The following is a 15,728-nucleotide window of genomic DNA, read 5'->3' on the forward strand; positions in this document are numbered from 1 at the left end:
ACACATGAAGATTAGGAATTTTCCTGATCTTTTTTCTTTTTTACGAATAGATAAGATAGAAGAATTGACAAAAATACGCATTATAAGTATAATTTTAGATAGAAAAGTGACCATACATGCCAATCACAGGTAAGGAAATGGTAAAATTATACTCAATGAAAATCAAAGAGCAAACTAGGAAGCTGACCGCAGGCTGTACTTGAGTACGTCAAGGAGAAGCTGACGTGGTTTGAATTTGATTTTCGAAGAGTATTAGCTCTTGCAAATGGCTGGATTGAAGTACGTAAGAGAGGAAGTCATTATCATTTTAAGAAAGAAGGGGTTCCCTATCTTGTCACTATTCCAGTTCACGGTAATGAGGATCTAGGAAAAGGTTTAGAGAGAAAAATATTAAAAGATTTGGGATTATAGTTGATTTGGAAATTGTGGAGGTGTATTATGCTAAAATCTTATCCTGCTATTTTTCATAGAGAAGGCACTGGATACTGGGTTGAATTTCCTGAATTTGGAGGCGGGACTGAAGGAGCAACGATTGAACTTGCAATGAAAAATGCTCGGGAAATGCTTGAGAGTGTTTTAGCATCTTATATTGATGAAGGACTGGCTTTGCCTACTCCTAGTGACATTGCTGAGTTGAAAGCTCCTGATGGATTTGTGACTTTGATTCAGGTCAATCCCTTGCCTTTCGTAAAGAATAATAAGGCGATTCGAAAAAATGTTACGGTTCCAGAGTGGCTAGTCAGACTTGCAGATCGTGAGAAAGTGAACTATTCTGAAGTGTTGACACAAGCTCTTGAAAGTCGCTTGCAACTCTAAAATTATAGAGTGATCAAGATTAGGAAATTTCCTGATCTTTTTTCTTTTTTGCGAATAATATAGAAAAGGAGGGAAATCATGTTTGTTGCGAGAGATGCTAGGGGAGAATTGGTAAATGTGTTAGAGGATGAACTTGAGAAGGAAGAATACACCTGCCCAGCTTGTGGAGGTAAGCTCCGTTTGCGTCAAGGACCAAGTGTCCGGACCCATTTTGCCCACAAATCCCTAAAAGATTGTGATTTTTCCTCTGAAAATGAAAGTCCAGAACATCTGGAAAATAAGGAAGTCCTCTATCACTGGTTGAAAAAAGAGGCCGAGGTGCAATTAGAATACCTGCTTCCAGAGCTTAAACAGATTGCGGATGTGTTTGTAAATGGCAACCTAGCTTTAGAGGTTCAGTGTAGCTCCTTGCCTCAAAAAGTTCTTAAAGAGCGCAGTGAGGGCTATCGTAGTCAGGGTTACCAAGTACTGTGGTTGCTGGGGGAAAAACTGTGGCTCAAGGATCGTTTGACTCGTCTGCAAGAAGGTTTTCTTTATTTCAGTCAAAATATGGGATTTTATGTTTGGGAAGTAGACAAGGAAAAACAGGTTTTAAGACTCAAATACCTGATTCACCAAAATCTCCGAGGTAAACTCCATTATCAGATTAAGGAATTTCCCTATGGTCACGGTAGTTTACTGGAGATATTACGTTTTCCCTATAAGAAACAAAAAATATCTTATTTTACAGTTTCTCAGGACAAGGACATTTGTCGCTATATCCGACAGCAACTTTATTATCAAAATCCCATTTGGATGAAAGAACAAGCAGAAGCCTATCAGAAGGGAGAAAATCTCCTGACTTATGGACTAAAAGAATGGTATCCACAAATTCGACCACTAGTAGGCGAGTTTTGCCAAATTGAGAAAGATTTGACTCGCTATTATCAGTATTTTCAAACCTATTACCAAAAAAATCCTCAAAATGATTGGCAAAAGCTTTATCCACCAGCCTTTTATCAGCAATATTTCTTAAAAAATATGGTAGAATAGAAAGGATGGAGGAATCTAATGGTATTACAAAGACATGAAATAAATGAAAAAGATACATGGGATCTATCAACGATCTACCCAACTGACCAGGCTTGGGAAGAAGCCTTAAAAGATTTAACAGAACAATTGGAGAAAGTAGCCCAGTATGAAGGTCATCTCTTGGATAGTGCGGATAGCCTACTCGAAATTACTGAATTTTCTCTTGAAATGGAACGCCAAATGGAGAAGCTTTACGTTTATGCTCATATGAAGAATGACCAAGACACACGTGAAGCCAAGTATCAAGAGTACTATGCTAAGGCCATGACACTCTACAGCCAGCTAGACCAAGCTTTTTCATTCTATGAACCTGAATTTATGGAAATCAGTGAAGAGCAGTATGCTGACTTTTTAGAAGCTCAGCCAAAATTGCAGGTTTATCAACACTATTTTGACAAGCTTTTGCAAGGCAAGGAACACGTTCTTTCACAACGTGAAGAAGAATTATTAGCTGGAGCTGGGGAAATCTTTGGTTCGGCAAGTGAAACCTTCGCTATCTTGGACAATGCGGATATTGTGTTCCCTTATGTCCTCGACGATGATGGTAAGGAAGTTCAGCTATCTCATGGGACTTACACACGTTTGATGGAGTCTAAAAATCGTGAGGTGCGTCGTGGTGCCTATCAAGCACTTTATGCGACTTATGAACAATTCCAACATACCTATGCCAAAACCTTGCAAACCAATGTTAAGGTGCAAAACTATCGTGCAAAAGTTCGTAACTACAAGAGTGCTCGTCATGCAGCCCTCGCAGCGAATTTTGTTCCAGAAAGTGTTTATGACAATTTGGTAGCAGCAGTTCGCAAGCATTTGCCACTCTTGCATCGTTACCTTGAACTTCGTTCAAAAATCTTGGGAATTTCAGACCTCAAGATGTACGATGTCTACACACCACTTTCATCTGTTGAATACAGTTTTACCTACCAAGAAGCCTTGAAAAAGGCAGAAGATGCCTTGGCAGTCTTGGGTGAGGATTACTTGAGCCGTGTTAAACGTGCCTTCAGTGAGCGTTGGATTGATGTTTACGAAAACCAAGGCAAGCGTTCAGGGGCCTACTCTGGTGGTTCTTACGATACAAATGCCTTTATGCTTCTCAACTGGCAGGACAATCTAGACAATCTCTTTACTCTTGTCCATGAGACTGGTCACAGTATGCACTCAAGCTATACTCGTGAAACTCAGCCTTATGTTTACGGAGATTATTCTATCTTCTTGGCTGAGATTGCCTCAACGACCAATGAAAATATTTTGACGGAGAAATTATTGGAAGAAGTGGAAGATGATGCAACGCGCTTTGCTATTCTCAATAACTTCCTAGATGGTTTCCGTGGAACAGTTTTCCGCCAAACTCAATTTGCTGAGTTTGAACACGCGATTCACCAAGCGGATCAAAATGGTGAAGTCTTGACAAGTGATTTCTTAAATAAACTCTACGCAGACTTGAACCAAGAGTATTATGGTTTGAGTAAGGAAGACAATCCTGAAATCCAATACGAGTGGGCACGCATTCCACACTTCTACTATAACTACTATGTATACCAATATTCAACAGGTTTTGCAGCAGCCTCAGCTTTGGCTGAAAAGATTGTTCATGGTAGTCAAGAAGACCGTGACCGCTATATCGACTATCTCAAGGCAGGTAAATCTGACTATCCACTTAATGTCATGAGAAAAGCTGGTGTTGATATGGAGAAGGAAGACTACCTCAATGATGCCTTTGCAGTCTTTGAACGTCGTTTGAATGAGTTTGAAGCCCTTGTTGAAAAATTGGGATTGGCATAAGATGGTTGAATCGTATAGTAAAAATGCCAACCATAATATGCGTCGCCCTGTTGTCAAGGAAGAAATTGTGGACTTGATGCGTCAGCGTCAAAAGCAAGTTACAGGTTCTTTGAAAGAATTGGAAGACTTTGCCCGCAAGGAAAATATTCCCATTATTCCCCATGAAACGGTTGCTTATTTCCGTTTTCTCATGGAAACCATGCAGCCTAAAAATATTCTGGAAATTGGGTCGGCTATCGGTTTTTCAGCCCTCTTGATGGCGGAACATGCTCCAAAGGCCAAGATTACAACCATTGACCGCAATCCAGAAATGATTGGATTTGCCAAGGGAAATTTCGCCCAGTTTGACAGTCGCAAGCAAATTACGCTCCTAGAAGGAGATGCGGTAGATGTCTTATCTACCTTGACAGAGTCCTATGATTTCGTCTTTATGGATTCAGCCAAGTCTAAATACATCGTCTTTCTGCCAGAAATCCTCAAACATTTGGAAGTCGGTGGTGTGGTTGTCTTGGATGATATTTTTCAAGGTGGTGATGTTGCCAAGGACATTATGGAAGTTCGTCGAGGACAGCGAACTATTTACAGAGGACTTCAAAGACTATTTGATGCAACCTTAGACAATCCAGGACTCACCGCAACACTAGTACCTCTGGGGGACGGCATTCTCATGCTTCGTAAAAATGTAGCAGATGTTCAATTGCCTGACAGCGAATGATTTTCAGAAAAATTTAAGAAAATATAGTAAAATAGATAGGGTAACACTTATCTCAAAGGAGTAGACATGAAGAAAAAACTATTGGCAGGTGCCATTACACTATTATCAGTAGCAACTTTAGCAGCTTGTTCGAAAGGTTCAGAAGGGGCAGACCTTATCAGCATGAAAGGGGATGTCATCACAGAACATCAATTTTATGAGCAAGTGAAAAGCAATCCTTCAGCCCAACAAGTCTTGTTGAACATGACCATCCAAAAAGTATTTGAGAAACAATACGGTTCAGAAGTAGATGACAAAGAAGTTAACGACACTATTGCCGAAGAAGAGAAACAATATGGTGAGAACTACCAACGTGTCTTGTCACAAGCAGGAATGACTCTTGAAACACGTAAAGCTCAAATTCGTACAAGTAAATTGGTTGAGTTGGCAGTTAAGAAAGCAGCAGAAGCTGAATTGACAGATGATGCTTATAAGAAGGCCTTTGACGAGTACACTCCAGACGTGACTGCTCAAATTATCCGTTTGGATAATGAAGACAAGGCCAAAGAAATTCTTGAAAAAGCCAAAGCAAGCGATGCGGACTTTGCTCAATTAGCTAAAGATAATTCAACAGATGAGAAAACTAAAGCGAATGGTGGAGAAATTACCTTTGATTCTGCTTCAACAGAAGTACCAGATCAAGTTAAGAAAGCGGCTTTTGCTTTAGATGTAAACGGTGTTTCTGATGTGATTAGTGTTACTGGAACACAAGCCTACAGCAGTCAATATTACATTGTTAAACTGATTAAGAAAACAGAGAAATCATCTAATATTGACGATTACAAAGAAAAATTAAAAACTGTTATCTTAACTCAAAAACAAAACGACGCATCATTTGTTCAAAGTATTATCGGAAAAGAATTGCAAGCAGCCAATATCAAGGTTAAGGACCAGGCCTTCCAAAATATCTTCACTCAATACATCGGTGGTGGAGATTCAAGCTCAAGCAGTTCTTCAAAAGAATAAAACAGAAAAGAGCCCAGTGCTCTTTTTCTTATGAGAAAATCTTCTATCTTAAGGGTAAGAGTTTTTTTCTTTCGGAAAAAATGGTATAATAGCAATCAAAACTAGAAAATAAACGGAATTTGGGAATAATTTCTTTTGTTCTCATTAGATTGGTGATACTATGAAGATTAGTAAGAGGCACCTGTTAAACTATTCTATTCTAGTTCCTTACTTGCTTTTATCTATTTTGGGCTTGATTGTAGTCTATTCTACAACCAGTGCCATTCTTATCGAAGAAGGTAAAAGTGCCCTCCAATTGGTTCGAAGTCAGGGAATGTTTTGGGTATTTAGTTTAATATTGATTGCCTTGATTTATAAGCTGAAACTGAATTTTTTAAGAAAAGAACGACTGTTATTTATTGTTATGTTTGTTGAGCTGATTCTCTTAGCTCTGGCTCGGTTAATTGGTACGCCAGTCAATGGAGCCTATGGTTGGATTTCAGTAGGACCTTTGACTATTCAGCCAGCGGAGTATTTGAAGATTATCATCGTCTGGTACTTGGCCCAACGTTTTTCAAAACAACAGGATGAAATTGGTATTTACGATTTTCAAGTTTTAACTCAAAATCAATGGATTCCTCGAGCTTTTAATGATTGGCGTTTTGTCCTCTTGGTAATGATAGGAAGTTTGGCTATTTTCCCAGATCTGGGGAATGCGACTATCCTAGCGCTGGTTGCCTTGATTATGTATACAGTCAGTGGGATTGCTCATCGTTGGTTTATAGCATTTATTGGTGTATTGTTTGGAGTTTCAGCCTTATCCTTATCAGCTATTTCTATGATTGGGGTTGATAAGTTTTCAAAAGTTCCAATATTTGGTTACGTTGCTAAGCGTTTCAGTGCCTACTTTAATCCCTTTGCTGATTTGGCAGGAGCAGGCCACCAACTTGCAAATTCCTACTTTGCCATGGTAAATGGTGGTTGGTTTGGTCTAGGATTAGGAAATTCAATCGAAAAACGTGGTTATTTACCAGAGGCCCATACAGACTTTGTATTTTCAATTGTCATTGAAGAGTTTGGATTTGTGGGAGCCAGCTTGATTTTAGCCCTTGTCTTTTTCCTGATTTTGCGGATTATCCTAGTCGGTATTCGTGCTAAGAATCCCTTTAATTCCATGATGGCGATTGGGGTTGGGGGGATGATGTTGGTACAGGTCTTTGTCAATATCGGTGGAATTTCTGGCATTATTCCTTCGACAGGAGTAACCTTCCCCTTCTTATCACAAGGAGGGAACAGTCTCCTAGTCTTGTCTGTAGCCATCGCCTTTGTCTTAAATATTGATGCAAGTGAAAAACGTGCCCAATTATATGAGGAGTTAGAAGCTCACTCATCAAACAATATGTAGAGTTGATAGTGGAAAGGATTACCTATGTCTCTTCAAAAATTAGAAAACTATAGTAATAAAGCTGTCGTGCAAGAAGAAGTATTGATTTTAACAGAGTTGTTAGAAGATATCACTAAAAATATGCTTGCCCCAGAGACTTTTGCAAAAATCATGGAGTTGAAAGAATTATCAACTCAAGAAGATTATCAGGGCTTGAATCAACTGGTTACTAGCCTGACAAATGATGAAATGGCCTATATTTCACGCTATTTCTCTATCTTGCCTCTCTTGATTAATATTTCAGAAGATGTGGATTTGGCCTATGAAATCAACCACCAAAATAATATTGATCAAGATTATCTTGGGAAATTATCAGCAACAATCAAAATGGTTGCAGAAAAAGAAAATGCGGTTGAAATTCTAGAACACTTAAATGTTGTCCCTGTTTTGACAGCCCATCCAACACAAGTTCAACGTAAGAGTATGCTGGATTTGACCAATCATATCCATACCCTTTTGCGTAAGTATCGTGATGTGAAATTAGGCTTGATTAATAAGGAAAAATGGCATAATGATCTCCGTCGTTACATTGAGATTATCATGCAGACAGACATGATTCGTGAAAAAAAATTGAAAGTAACTAATGAAATCACGAATGTTATGGAATACTACAATAGTTCATTCCTGAAGGCAGTTCCTCATTTGACTGCTGAGTACAAGCGTCTGGCTAAAAAACACGGTTTGGAGTTGAAACATCCTAAACCAATTACCATGGGAATGTGGATTGGTGGAGACCGTGATGGGAATCCTTTTGTTACAGCAGATACCTTGAAACAATCTGCTATGACTCAGTGTGAAGTCATCATGAACTACTATGATGAAAAGATTTACCAACTTTATCGTGAGTTTTCTCTCTCAACTAGTATCGTCAATGTGAGCAAGCAAGTCAGAGAAATGGCTCGTCAATCTAAGGATAACTCGATCTACCGTGAAAAAGAGCTATACCGCCGTGCCTTGTTTGACATTCAATCAAAAATCCAAGCAACAAAAACCTATCTGATTGAGGATAAGGAAGTTGGATCTCGCTATGAAACAGCCAATGATTTTTATAAGGATTTAATTACCATTCGTGATTCCCTCTTGGAAAATAAAGGTGAAGCACTAATTTCTGGTGATTTTGTTGAGCTGATTCAGGCAGTTGAAATTTTTGGTTTCTATTTGGCATCTATTGACATGCGTCAAGATTCTAGTGTTCATGAAGCCTGTGTAGCTGAACTTTTGAAATCAGCAGGAATTCATTCGCGTTATAGCGAACTAAGTGAAGAAGAAAAATGCCAACTTCTATTGAAAGAATTGGAAGAAGATCCACGTATTCTTTCTGCCACTCACGTTGAAAAATCAGAGTTACTTGAAAAAGAATTAGCAATCTTTAAGGCTGCTCGTAAGTTGAAAGATAAGTTGGGAGATGATGTCATTCGTCAGACTATCATTTCACATGCAACCAGCGTATCAGACATGTTGGAATTGGCTATCTTGCTAAAAGAAGTAGGGTTAGTTGATAAAGAAAGAGCCCGTGTCCAAATTGTTCCTCTCTTTGAAACAATTGAGGACTTGGACCACTCAGAAGAAACCATGAGAGAATACCTTTCTCTTCCTCTTGCTAAGAAATGGATTGCTTCACGTAATAACTACCAAGAAATCATGCTTGGTTACTCTGATAGTAATAAAGATGGTGGTTATCTATCATCATGTTGGACCCTCTACAAGGCTCAACAACAATTGACTGCTATCGGAGATGAATTTGGCGTGAAGATTACCTTCTTCCATGGTCGTGGTGGAACTGTCGGTCGTGGTGGTGGACCAACCTATGAAGCCATCACCTCTCAACCGCTCAAGTCGATTAAGGATCGTATCCGCTTGACGGAGCAGGGTGAAGTAATTGGGAATAAATACGGTAATAAAGACGCAGCTTACTATAACCTTGAAATGCTGGTTTCAGCAGCCATTAACCGTATGATTACTCAGTGGAAGAGTGATACTAATACCTCAAATCGCTATGAGGCTATTATGGACCAAGTAGTGGACCGTAGTTACGATATTTACCGAGATCTAGTCTTTGGCAATGACCATTTTTATGATTATTTCTTTGAGTCAAGTCCTATTAAGGCCATTTCCAGCTTTAATATCGGTTCGCGTCCAGCTGCCCGTAAGACCATTACAGAAATCGGTGGTTTGCGTGCCATCCCTTGGGTATTCTCATGGTCACAAAGCCGTGTCATGTTTCCGGGCTGGTATGGGGTTGGTTCTAGCTTCAAAGAATTTATTGATCAAAATCCGGAAAATATTGAAATTTTGCGTGATATGTACCAAAATTGGCCATTTTTCCAATCTCTTCTTTCAAATGTGGACATGGTCTTATCTAAATCCAACATGAATATTGCTTTTGAATATGCTAAGTTATGTGAAGATGATCAAGTGAAGGCTATTTATGATACTATTTTAGACGAATGGCAATTAACGAAAAATGTTATCCTAGAGATTGAGGGCTATGACGAATTATTAGCTGAAAATCCATATCTAAAAGCAAGTTTGGATTACCGTATGCCTTACTTTAATATCCTTAACTATATCCAGTTGGAGTTGATTAAACGTCAACGCCGAGGAGAATTATCAAGCGATCAAGAAAAATTAATTCATACAACTATCAACGGAATTGCGACAGGATTGCGTAATTCGGGTTGATACACATCAAACTTCCTCTTTTCTATAGGGGAAGTTTTTAATTATTTCAAAAAAATTTTCAAAGAGTCTTGACAAGTAGTTGAAAAATGATATAATTTAACCATTCAGAAAAGTAATCATATAAACTTTTTAGAGAGTCTGTGGTAGCTGAAAACAGATAAGTGCTGATGATGAAAATTGGGCTGAATGTTATTTAGAATTTGAAATCATAAAAATTCGGTGAGCACACCTTACAGTGCATCTCGTTATTGCGAGACAGAGCGATAGGGAAATTCCCTATAATTGAGGTGGTACCGCGCATCGACGTCCTCACACAAGTTTTTTGTGTGAGGACTTTTTTAATGGAGGTTAGTATGGAAAGAAGACGATGGCGTCGCTTGTTTATACTCAATGAAAATCAAAAAGCAAACTAGGAAGCTAGCCGCAGGTTGCTCAAAGCACTGCTTTGAGGTTGTGGATAGAACTGACGAAGTCAGTAACCATAGCTACGGTAAGGCGACGCTGACGTGGTTTGAAGAGATTTTCGAAGAGTATTAGATAAGTGAAGTATTTTAAAGGAATAAAAAGGAGAAATAGAATGAAAAATAAACGTTTAATTGGAATTATCGCTGCCTTAGCAGTCTTAGTAGCAGGAAGCTTGATTTATTCTTCAATGAATAAACCAGAAGCTAAGAATGAGAAAAAAGTTGCCAAGGTTGGTGTCCTTCAGTTTGTCAGCCATCCATCTCTTGACTTGATTTATAAAGGGATCCAAGATGGACTTGCAGAAGAAGGCTATAAAGATGATCAAATTAAAATCGACTTTATGAACTCAGAAGGTGACCAAAGTAAGGTTGCGACAATGAGTAAACAATTGGTTGCAAATGGGAATGACCTTGTAGTTGGTATTGCTACACCAGCTGCTCAAGGTTTGGCTAGTGCAACAAAAGACCTACCTGTTATCATGGCTGCGATTACTGACCCAATCGGTGCTAACTTGGTTAAAGATTTGAAAAAACCAGGTGGCAACATTACAGGGGTATCTGACCACAATCCAGCTCAACAACAAGTTGAACTCATCAAGGCTCTGACACCAAATGTAAAAACAATCGGAGCTCTTTACTCAAGTAGCGAAGATAATTCTAAAACACAGGTCGAAGAATTTAAGAATTATGCTGAAAAAGCAGGTTTGACAGTGGAAACATTTGCAGTTCCTTCAACAAATGAAATTGCTTCAACAGTTAACGTTATGACTAGCAAGGTTGATGCTATCTGGGTTCCAATCGATAACACAATTGCATCTGCATTTTCAACTGTTGTATCGAGCAACCAATCAGCTAAAAAACCAATCTACCCAAGCGCAACTGCTATGGTAGAAGCAGGCGGTTTGGCATCAGTTGTAGTTGACCAACACGACCTTGGTGTGGCAACAGGTAAAATGATTGCGCAAGTCTTGAAAGGTGCAAAACCAGCGGATACCCCAGTCAATGTCTTTTCAACTGGTAAATCAGTCATCAACAAAAAATTGGCACAAGAGCTAGGTATTACGATTCCTGAATCTGTTCTAAAAGAAGCAGGACAAGTAATCGAATAATCAGTAATGGAGGAGTTGGGGACATCTCCTCCAATTTTTTACAATTGAAATCATATAGAAAAGGTTAAGAAACAGATGATACTATCTATTATTTCTCAAGGATTCGTCTGGGCTATTTTAGGTCTGGGAATCTTTATGACATTTAGGATTTTGAACTTTCCAGATATGACAACAGAAGGTTCCTTCCCTCTTGGGGGAGCTGTTGCTGTCACTTTGATAACCAAAGGCGTGAATCCATTTTTAGCGACTCTTATTGCTGTTGGAGCAGGTTGTTTGGCTGGAATGGCAGCAGGACTTCTTTATACAAAAGGAAAAATTCCAACCTTACTCTCAGGGATTTTGGTGATGACTTCCTGTCACTCTATCATGCTCTTGATTATGGGACGTGCAAATTTAGGATTGCTTGGAACCAAGCAAATTCAGGATGTTTTGCCTTTTGACTCGGATTTGAATCAACTATTGACAGGTCTCATCTTTGTCAGTATCGTTATTGCTCTCATGCTCTTTTTCTTGGATACTAAACTTGGACAGGCTTATATTGCTACAGGTGATAATCCTGATATGGCTAGAAGTTTCGGTATTCATACTGGACGCATGGAGCTTATGGGTCTGGTTTTATCAAATGGTGTGATTGCCCTTGCAGGTGCTCTCATTGCCCAGCAAGAAGGTTATGCTGATGTATCTCGAGGAATCGGGGTTATCGTTGTAGGTCTTGCAAGTTTGATTATTGGGGAAGTTATTTTCAAGAGTTTGAGCTTGGCAGAGCGTCTGGTTGCCATTGTTGTGGGTTCTATCGCCTATCAATTCTTAGTTTGGGCAGTTATCGCGCTTGGCTTTAATACAAGTTACCTTCGTTTATACAGTGCCTTGATTTTAGCAGTCTGCCTCATGATTCCAACATTTAAGCAAACAATCTTGAAAGGAGCCAAGTTAAGCAAATGACAGCAATTGTAGAATTAAAAAATGCAACCAAAGTCGTTAAAAATGGCTTTGATGAAGAAAAGATTATTTTAAATGATGTTTCCTTAGAAATTTTTGAACAGGACTTTATCACAATTTTAGGCGGAAATGGTGCTGGGAAATCAACCCTCTTTAACACTATTGCAGGAACCTTATCACTAAGCAGTGGAACTATCCGTATTTTAGGTGAAGATGTTACCAAGTTTTCACCAGAGAAGCGGGCTAAGTATCTGTCTCGAGTCTTCCAAGATCCCAAGATGGGGACAGCTCCCCGTATGACAGTGGCAGAGAATCTCTTGATTGCTAAGTTTCGTGGTGAAAAGCGTGGATTGTTACCACGACGCTTGTCTAGTTATAAGGATGAATTTCAGGCAACCATTGAAAAAGTAGGAAACGGTCTTGAGAAACACTTGAATACACCGATTGAGTTCTTATCAGGTGGACAAAGACAGGCTTTGAGTCTCTTGATGGCAACCTTGAAGCGACCTGAATTACTCCTGTTAGATGAGCATACTGCAGCCCTTGATCCAAAGACCAGTGTGGCCTTGATGGAATTGACGGATGAATTTGTCAAGAAAGACCAGCTGACAGCGCTTATGATTACCCACCATATGGAAGATGCTCTCAAATATGGCAATCGCTTGATTGTTATGAAGGAAGGTCGTATCATCCAAGACTTGAAACAAGAAGAAAAAGAAAAAATGAAAATCTCTGATTATTATCAGCTCTTTGAATAAAGTAGGGAAAATGCGTGAAATGGTTTACTTTTTTTCTGAAATAAAGTATACTATATAAAGTAAACTATGATAACATGGAGGTATTGTGTATGGTTGACAAACAAGTCATTGAAGAAATCAAAAACAATGCCAACATTGTGGAAGTCATAGGAGATGTGATTTCTTTACAAAAGGCAGGACGGAACTATCTAGGGCTCTGTCCTTTTCATGGTGAAAAAACACCTTCTTTCAACGTTGTAGAGGACAAGCAGTTTTACCACTGTTTTGGTTGTGGCCGCTCGGGTGATGTCTTTAAATTCATCGAGGAGTACCAAGGGGTTCCCTTTATGGAGGCTGTCCAAATCTTAGGTCAGCGTGTGGGGATTGAGGTTGAAAAACCGCTTTATAGTGAACAGAAGCCAGCTTCACCCCACCAAGCTCTTTATGATATGCACGAAGATGCTGCCAAATTTTATCATGCTATTCTCATGACAACGACCATGGGGGAAGAGGCCAGAAATTACCTCTATCAGCGAGGTTTGACAGATGAAGTGCTCAAGCATTTTCGGATTGGTTTGGCACCTCCAGAACGAAACTATCTGTATCAACGTTTGTCTGGTCAATATCGTGAAGAGGATTTTTTGGATTCGGGACTGTTTTATCTCTCGGATGCTAATCAATTTTTAGATACCTTTCACAATCGGATTATGTTTCCCCTGACAAATGACCAAGGAAAGGTCATTGCCTTCTCAGGTCGTATCTGGCAGAAAACGGATTCACAAACTTCTAAGTATAAAAATAGCCGATCGACTGCAATTTTTAACAAAAGTTACGAATTATATCATATGGATAGGGCAAAAAAATCTTCTGGTAAATCCAGTGAGATTTACCTGATGGAAGGGTTCATGGATGTCATTGCAGCCTATCGGGCTGGAATCGAAAACGCTGTGGCGTCCATGGGAACAGCCTTAAGTCGTGAGCATGTTGAGCATCTGAAAAGGCTAACCAAGAAGTTGGTTCTTGTTTACGATGGCGATAAGGCTGGGCAAGCTGCGACATTGAAAGCACTGGACGAAATTGGTGATATGCCTGTGCAAATCGTTAGCATGCCTGATAACTTGGATCCAGATGAGTATCTACAAAAAAATGGACCAGAAGACTTGGCCTATCTATTAACGAAAACTCGTATTAGTCCGATTGAGTTCTACATTCACCAGTATAAGCCTGAAAATAGTGAAAATCTGCAGGCTCAGATTGAGTTTATTGAAAAAATAGCTCCCCTGATTGTTAAAGAAAAGTCTATCACTGCTCAAAACACCTATATTCATATTTTAGCTGATAGTCTGGCGTCTTTTGATTATGCCCAGATTGAGCAGATTGTTAATGAGAGTCGTCAGGTACAAAGACAGAATCGCATGGAAGGAATTTCCAGACCGACGCCAATCACCATGACTGTCACCAAGCAGTTATCGGCTATTATGAGGGCAGAAGCTCATCTACTTTATCGAATGATGGAATCCCCTCTTGTTTTAAACGATTACCGTTTGCGGGAAGACTTTGCATTTGCCACACCTGAATTTCAGGTTTTATACGACTTGCTTGGCCAATATGGTAGCCTTCCTCCAGAAGTTTTAGCAGAACAGACAGAGGAGGTTGAAAGAGCTTGGTATCAAGTCTTAGCTCAGGATTTGCCTGCTGAGATGTCACCGCAGGAACTTAGTGAAGTAGAAACGACTCGAAACAAGGCTCTCTTGAATCAGGACAATATGAGAATCAAAAAGAAGGTGCAGGAAGCTAGCCATGTAGGAGATACAGACACAGCCCTAGAAGAATTGGAACGTTTAATTTCACAAAAGAGAAGAATGGAGTAACAATGGCAACAAAACAAAAAGAAGTAACAACATTTGACGTGCAAGTAGCAGAATTTATCCGTAATCATAAGCAAAAAGGGACAGCAACAGATGATGAAATTAATGCTAGTCTGGTGATTCCTTTTACCTTGGACGCTGATGGGATTGAGGATCTCTTGCAACGGATTCAGGATGCAGGGATTTCTATCACAGATAACGAAGGAAATCCAAGTGCGCGTGTTCTTAGTGCTGAAGAAGAACCAGAACTCAGTGACGAGGACTTGATTGGTTCAACTTCGGCTAAGGTCAATGACCCTGTCCGTATGTACTTGAAAGAAATCGGGGTCGTTCCTCTCTTGACCAATGAAGAGGAAAAAGAATTGGCACTAGCAGTTGAAGCTGGTGATATCGAAGCCAAACAACGTCTTGCGGAAGCCAACCTTCGTTTGGTTGTTTCTATAGCCAAACGCTATGTCGGTCGTGGTATGCAATTCCTTGACTTGATTCAAGAAGGAAATATGGGCTTGATGAAGGCTGTTGACAAGTTTGATTATTCTAAAGGATTCAAGTTCTCAACTTACGCAACTTGGTGGATTCGTCAGGCTATCACTCGTGCTATTGCGGATCAAGCTCGTACCATCCGTATCCCAGTCCACATGGTTGAAACCATCAATAAATTGGTTCGTGAACAGCGTAATCTTCTTCAAGAATTGGGTCAAGATCCAACACCTGAGCAAATTGCTGAACGTATGGATATGACCCCTGACAAGGTTCGTGAAATCTTGAAGATTGCCCAAGAACCGGTATCTCTTGAAACACCAATCGGTGAAGAAGATGATAGCCATCTTGGAGACTTTATTGAAGATGAAGTGATTGAAAATCCAGTGGACTATACGACTCGTATCGTCTTGCGTGAGCAGTTGGATGAGGTCTTGGATACTCTTACAGATCGTGAAGAAAATGTTTTGCGTCTGCGTTTTGGGCTAGATGATGGTAAAATGCGTACCCTTGAAGATGTTGGTAAAGTCTTTAACGTGACTCGCGAGCGTATCCGTCAGATTGAAGCTAAAGCTTTGAGAAAACTACGCCAACCAAGTCGCAGCAAACCGCTTCGTGATTTTATTGAAGACTAAGA

14 protein-coding genes and 1 other annotated feature are annotated in these 15,728 nt (G+C 39.7%); all 14 genes read left to right on the top strand.

Going from position 1 to position 15,728, the window contains the following annotated elements; translation table 11 throughout:
- Nucleotides 1-219: 219 nt before the first annotated feature.
- Nucleotides 220-411 carry a type II toxin-antitoxin system HicA family toxin gene (locus SK637_RS04410; protein WP_078352506.1) on the top strand — a complete coding sequence of 64 codons (192 nt, stop codon included), beginning with the start codon at nucleotides 220-222 and terminating at the stop codon, nucleotides 409-411.
- Between the two features lie 27 nt (nucleotides 412-438).
- Complete coding sequence (locus tag SK637_RS04415) at nucleotides 439-816, top strand: type II toxin-antitoxin system HicB family antitoxin (RefSeq protein ID WP_033688727.1); 378 nt, start codon at nucleotides 439-441, stop codon at nucleotides 814-816.
- A gap of 78 nt (nucleotides 817-894) precedes the next feature.
- Nucleotides 895-1,848, top strand: a complete 954-nt coding sequence (locus SK637_RS04420) for a competence protein CoiA (protein ID WP_033688728.1) — start codon at nucleotides 895-897, stop codon at nucleotides 1,846-1,848.
- Nucleotides 1,849-1,866: 18 nt separating this feature from the next.
- Entirely contained in the window at nucleotides 1,867-3,669 is a 1,803-nt protein-coding gene (pepF, locus tag SK637_RS04425) for an oligoendopeptidase F (RefSeq protein WP_033688729.1), read from the top strand.
- A gap of 1 nt (nucleotide 3,670) precedes the next feature.
- A complete protein-coding gene (locus SK637_RS04430; protein ID WP_078352505.1) occupies nucleotides 3,671-4,384 on the top strand; it encodes an O-methyltransferase in 714 nt (237 codons plus the stop codon).
- Between the two features lie 66 nt (nucleotides 4,385-4,450).
- A complete protein-coding gene (prsA, locus tag SK637_RS04435; RefSeq protein ID WP_000727953.1) occupies nucleotides 4,451-5,389 on the top strand; it encodes a peptidylprolyl isomerase PrsA in 939 nt (312 codons plus the stop codon).
- 160 nt (nucleotides 5,390-5,549) lie between these two features.
- Nucleotides 5,550-6,773 carry a cell division peptidoglycan polymerase FtsW gene (gene ftsW / locus SK637_RS04440; RefSeq protein ID WP_000703373.1) on the top strand — a complete coding sequence of 408 codons (1,224 nt, stop codon included), beginning with the start codon at nucleotides 5,550-5,552 and terminating at the stop codon, nucleotides 6,771-6,773.
- A 24-nt stretch (nucleotides 6,774-6,797) separates the two neighbouring features.
- Nucleotides 6,798-9,494: a phosphoenolpyruvate carboxylase gene (gene ppc, locus SK637_RS04445; protein WP_033688730.1), complete on the top strand. Its 2,697-nt coding sequence runs from the start codon at nucleotides 6,798-6,800 to the stop codon at nucleotides 9,492-9,494.
- 96 nt (nucleotides 9,495-9,590) lie between these two features.
- Nucleotides 9,591-9,808: a binding site (T-box leader), on the top strand.
- A gap of 76 nt (nucleotides 9,809-9,884) precedes the next feature.
- A complete protein-coding gene (locus tag SK637_RS10115) occupies nucleotides 9,885-10,031 on the top strand; it encodes a hypothetical protein (RefSeq protein WP_000694301.1) in 147 nt (48 codons plus the stop codon).
- 40 nt (nucleotides 10,032-10,071) lie between these two features.
- The gene (trpX, locus tag SK637_RS04450) at nucleotides 10,072-11,067 is read left to right on the top strand and encodes a tryptophan ABC transporter substrate-binding protein (protein ID WP_033688731.1); all 996 of its coding nucleotides are present in this window, start codon (nucleotides 10,072-10,074) and stop codon (nucleotides 11,065-11,067) included.
- 75 nt (nucleotides 11,068-11,142) lie between these two features.
- Nucleotides 11,143-12,009 carry an ABC transporter permease gene (locus tag SK637_RS04455; protein WP_033688732.1) on the top strand — a complete coding sequence of 289 codons (867 nt, stop codon included), beginning with the start codon at nucleotides 11,143-11,145 and terminating at the stop codon, nucleotides 12,007-12,009.
- Nucleotides 12,006-12,764 (top strand): ABC transporter ATP-binding protein, encoded by a 759-nt coding sequence (locus tag SK637_RS04460; RefSeq protein WP_033688733.1) that lies wholly within the window; start codon nucleotides 12,006-12,008, stop codon nucleotides 12,762-12,764. The genes SK637_RS04455 and SK637_RS04460 overlap by 4 nt, the downstream gene beginning before the upstream one ends.
- Nucleotides 12,765-12,853: 89 nt before the next feature.
- A complete protein-coding gene (dnaG, locus tag SK637_RS04465; RefSeq protein ID WP_033688734.1) occupies nucleotides 12,854-14,614 on the top strand; it encodes a DNA primase in 1,761 nt (586 codons plus the stop codon).
- Between the two features lie 2 nt (nucleotides 14,615-14,616).
- Complete coding sequence (rpoD, locus tag SK637_RS04470) at nucleotides 14,617-15,726, top strand: RNA polymerase sigma factor RpoD (protein ID WP_004259586.1); 1,110 nt, start codon at nucleotides 14,617-14,619, stop codon at nucleotides 15,724-15,726.
- Nucleotides 15,727-15,728 lie beyond the last annotated feature (2 nt).

It is taken from the genome of Streptococcus mitis (genome assembly GCF_000722765.2).
Lineage (GTDB): Bacteria > Bacillota > Bacilli > Lactobacillales > Streptococcaceae > Streptococcus > Streptococcus mitis_AQ.

Coding starts and splice junctions, on each gene's coding strand:
- SK637_RS04415 (WP_033688727.1), top strand. CDS start 439: ATGCTAAAATCTTATCCTGCTATTTTTCATAGAGAAGGCACTGGATAC.
- ppc (WP_033688730.1), top strand. CDS start 6,798: ATGTCTCTTCAAAAATTAGAAAACTATAGTAATAAAGCTGTCGTGCAA.
- SK637_RS04460 (WP_033688733.1), top strand. CDS start 12,006: ATGACAGCAATTGTAGAATTAAAAAATGCAACCAAAGTCGTTAAAAAT.
- dnaG (WP_033688734.1), top strand. CDS start 12,854: ATGGTTGACAAACAAGTCATTGAAGAAATCAAAAACAATGCCAACATT.
- ftsW (WP_000703373.1), top strand. CDS start 5,550: ATGAAGATTAGTAAGAGGCACCTGTTAAACTATTCTATTCTAGTTCCT.
- SK637_RS04455 (WP_033688732.1), top strand. CDS start 11,143: ATGATACTATCTATTATTTCTCAAGGATTCGTCTGGGCTATTTTAGGT.
- prsA (WP_000727953.1), top strand. CDS start 4,451: ATGAAGAAAAAACTATTGGCAGGTGCCATTACACTATTATCAGTAGCA.
- pepF (WP_033688729.1), top strand. CDS start 1,867: ATGGTATTACAAAGACATGAAATAAATGAAAAAGATACATGGGATCTA.
- trpX (WP_033688731.1), top strand. CDS start 10,072: ATGAAAAATAAACGTTTAATTGGAATTATCGCTGCCTTAGCAGTCTTA.
- SK637_RS04430 (WP_078352505.1), top strand. CDS start 3,671: ATGGTTGAATCGTATAGTAAAAATGCCAACCATAATATGCGTCGCCCT.
- rpoD (WP_004259586.1), top strand. CDS start 14,617: ATGGCAACAAAACAAAAAGAAGTAACAACATTTGACGTGCAAGTAGCA.
- SK637_RS04420 (WP_033688728.1), top strand. CDS start 895: ATGTTTGTTGCGAGAGATGCTAGGGGAGAATTGGTAAATGTGTTAGAG.
- SK637_RS10115 (WP_000694301.1), top strand. CDS start 9,885: ATGAAAATCAAAAAGCAAACTAGGAAGCTAGCCGCAGGTTGCTCAAAG.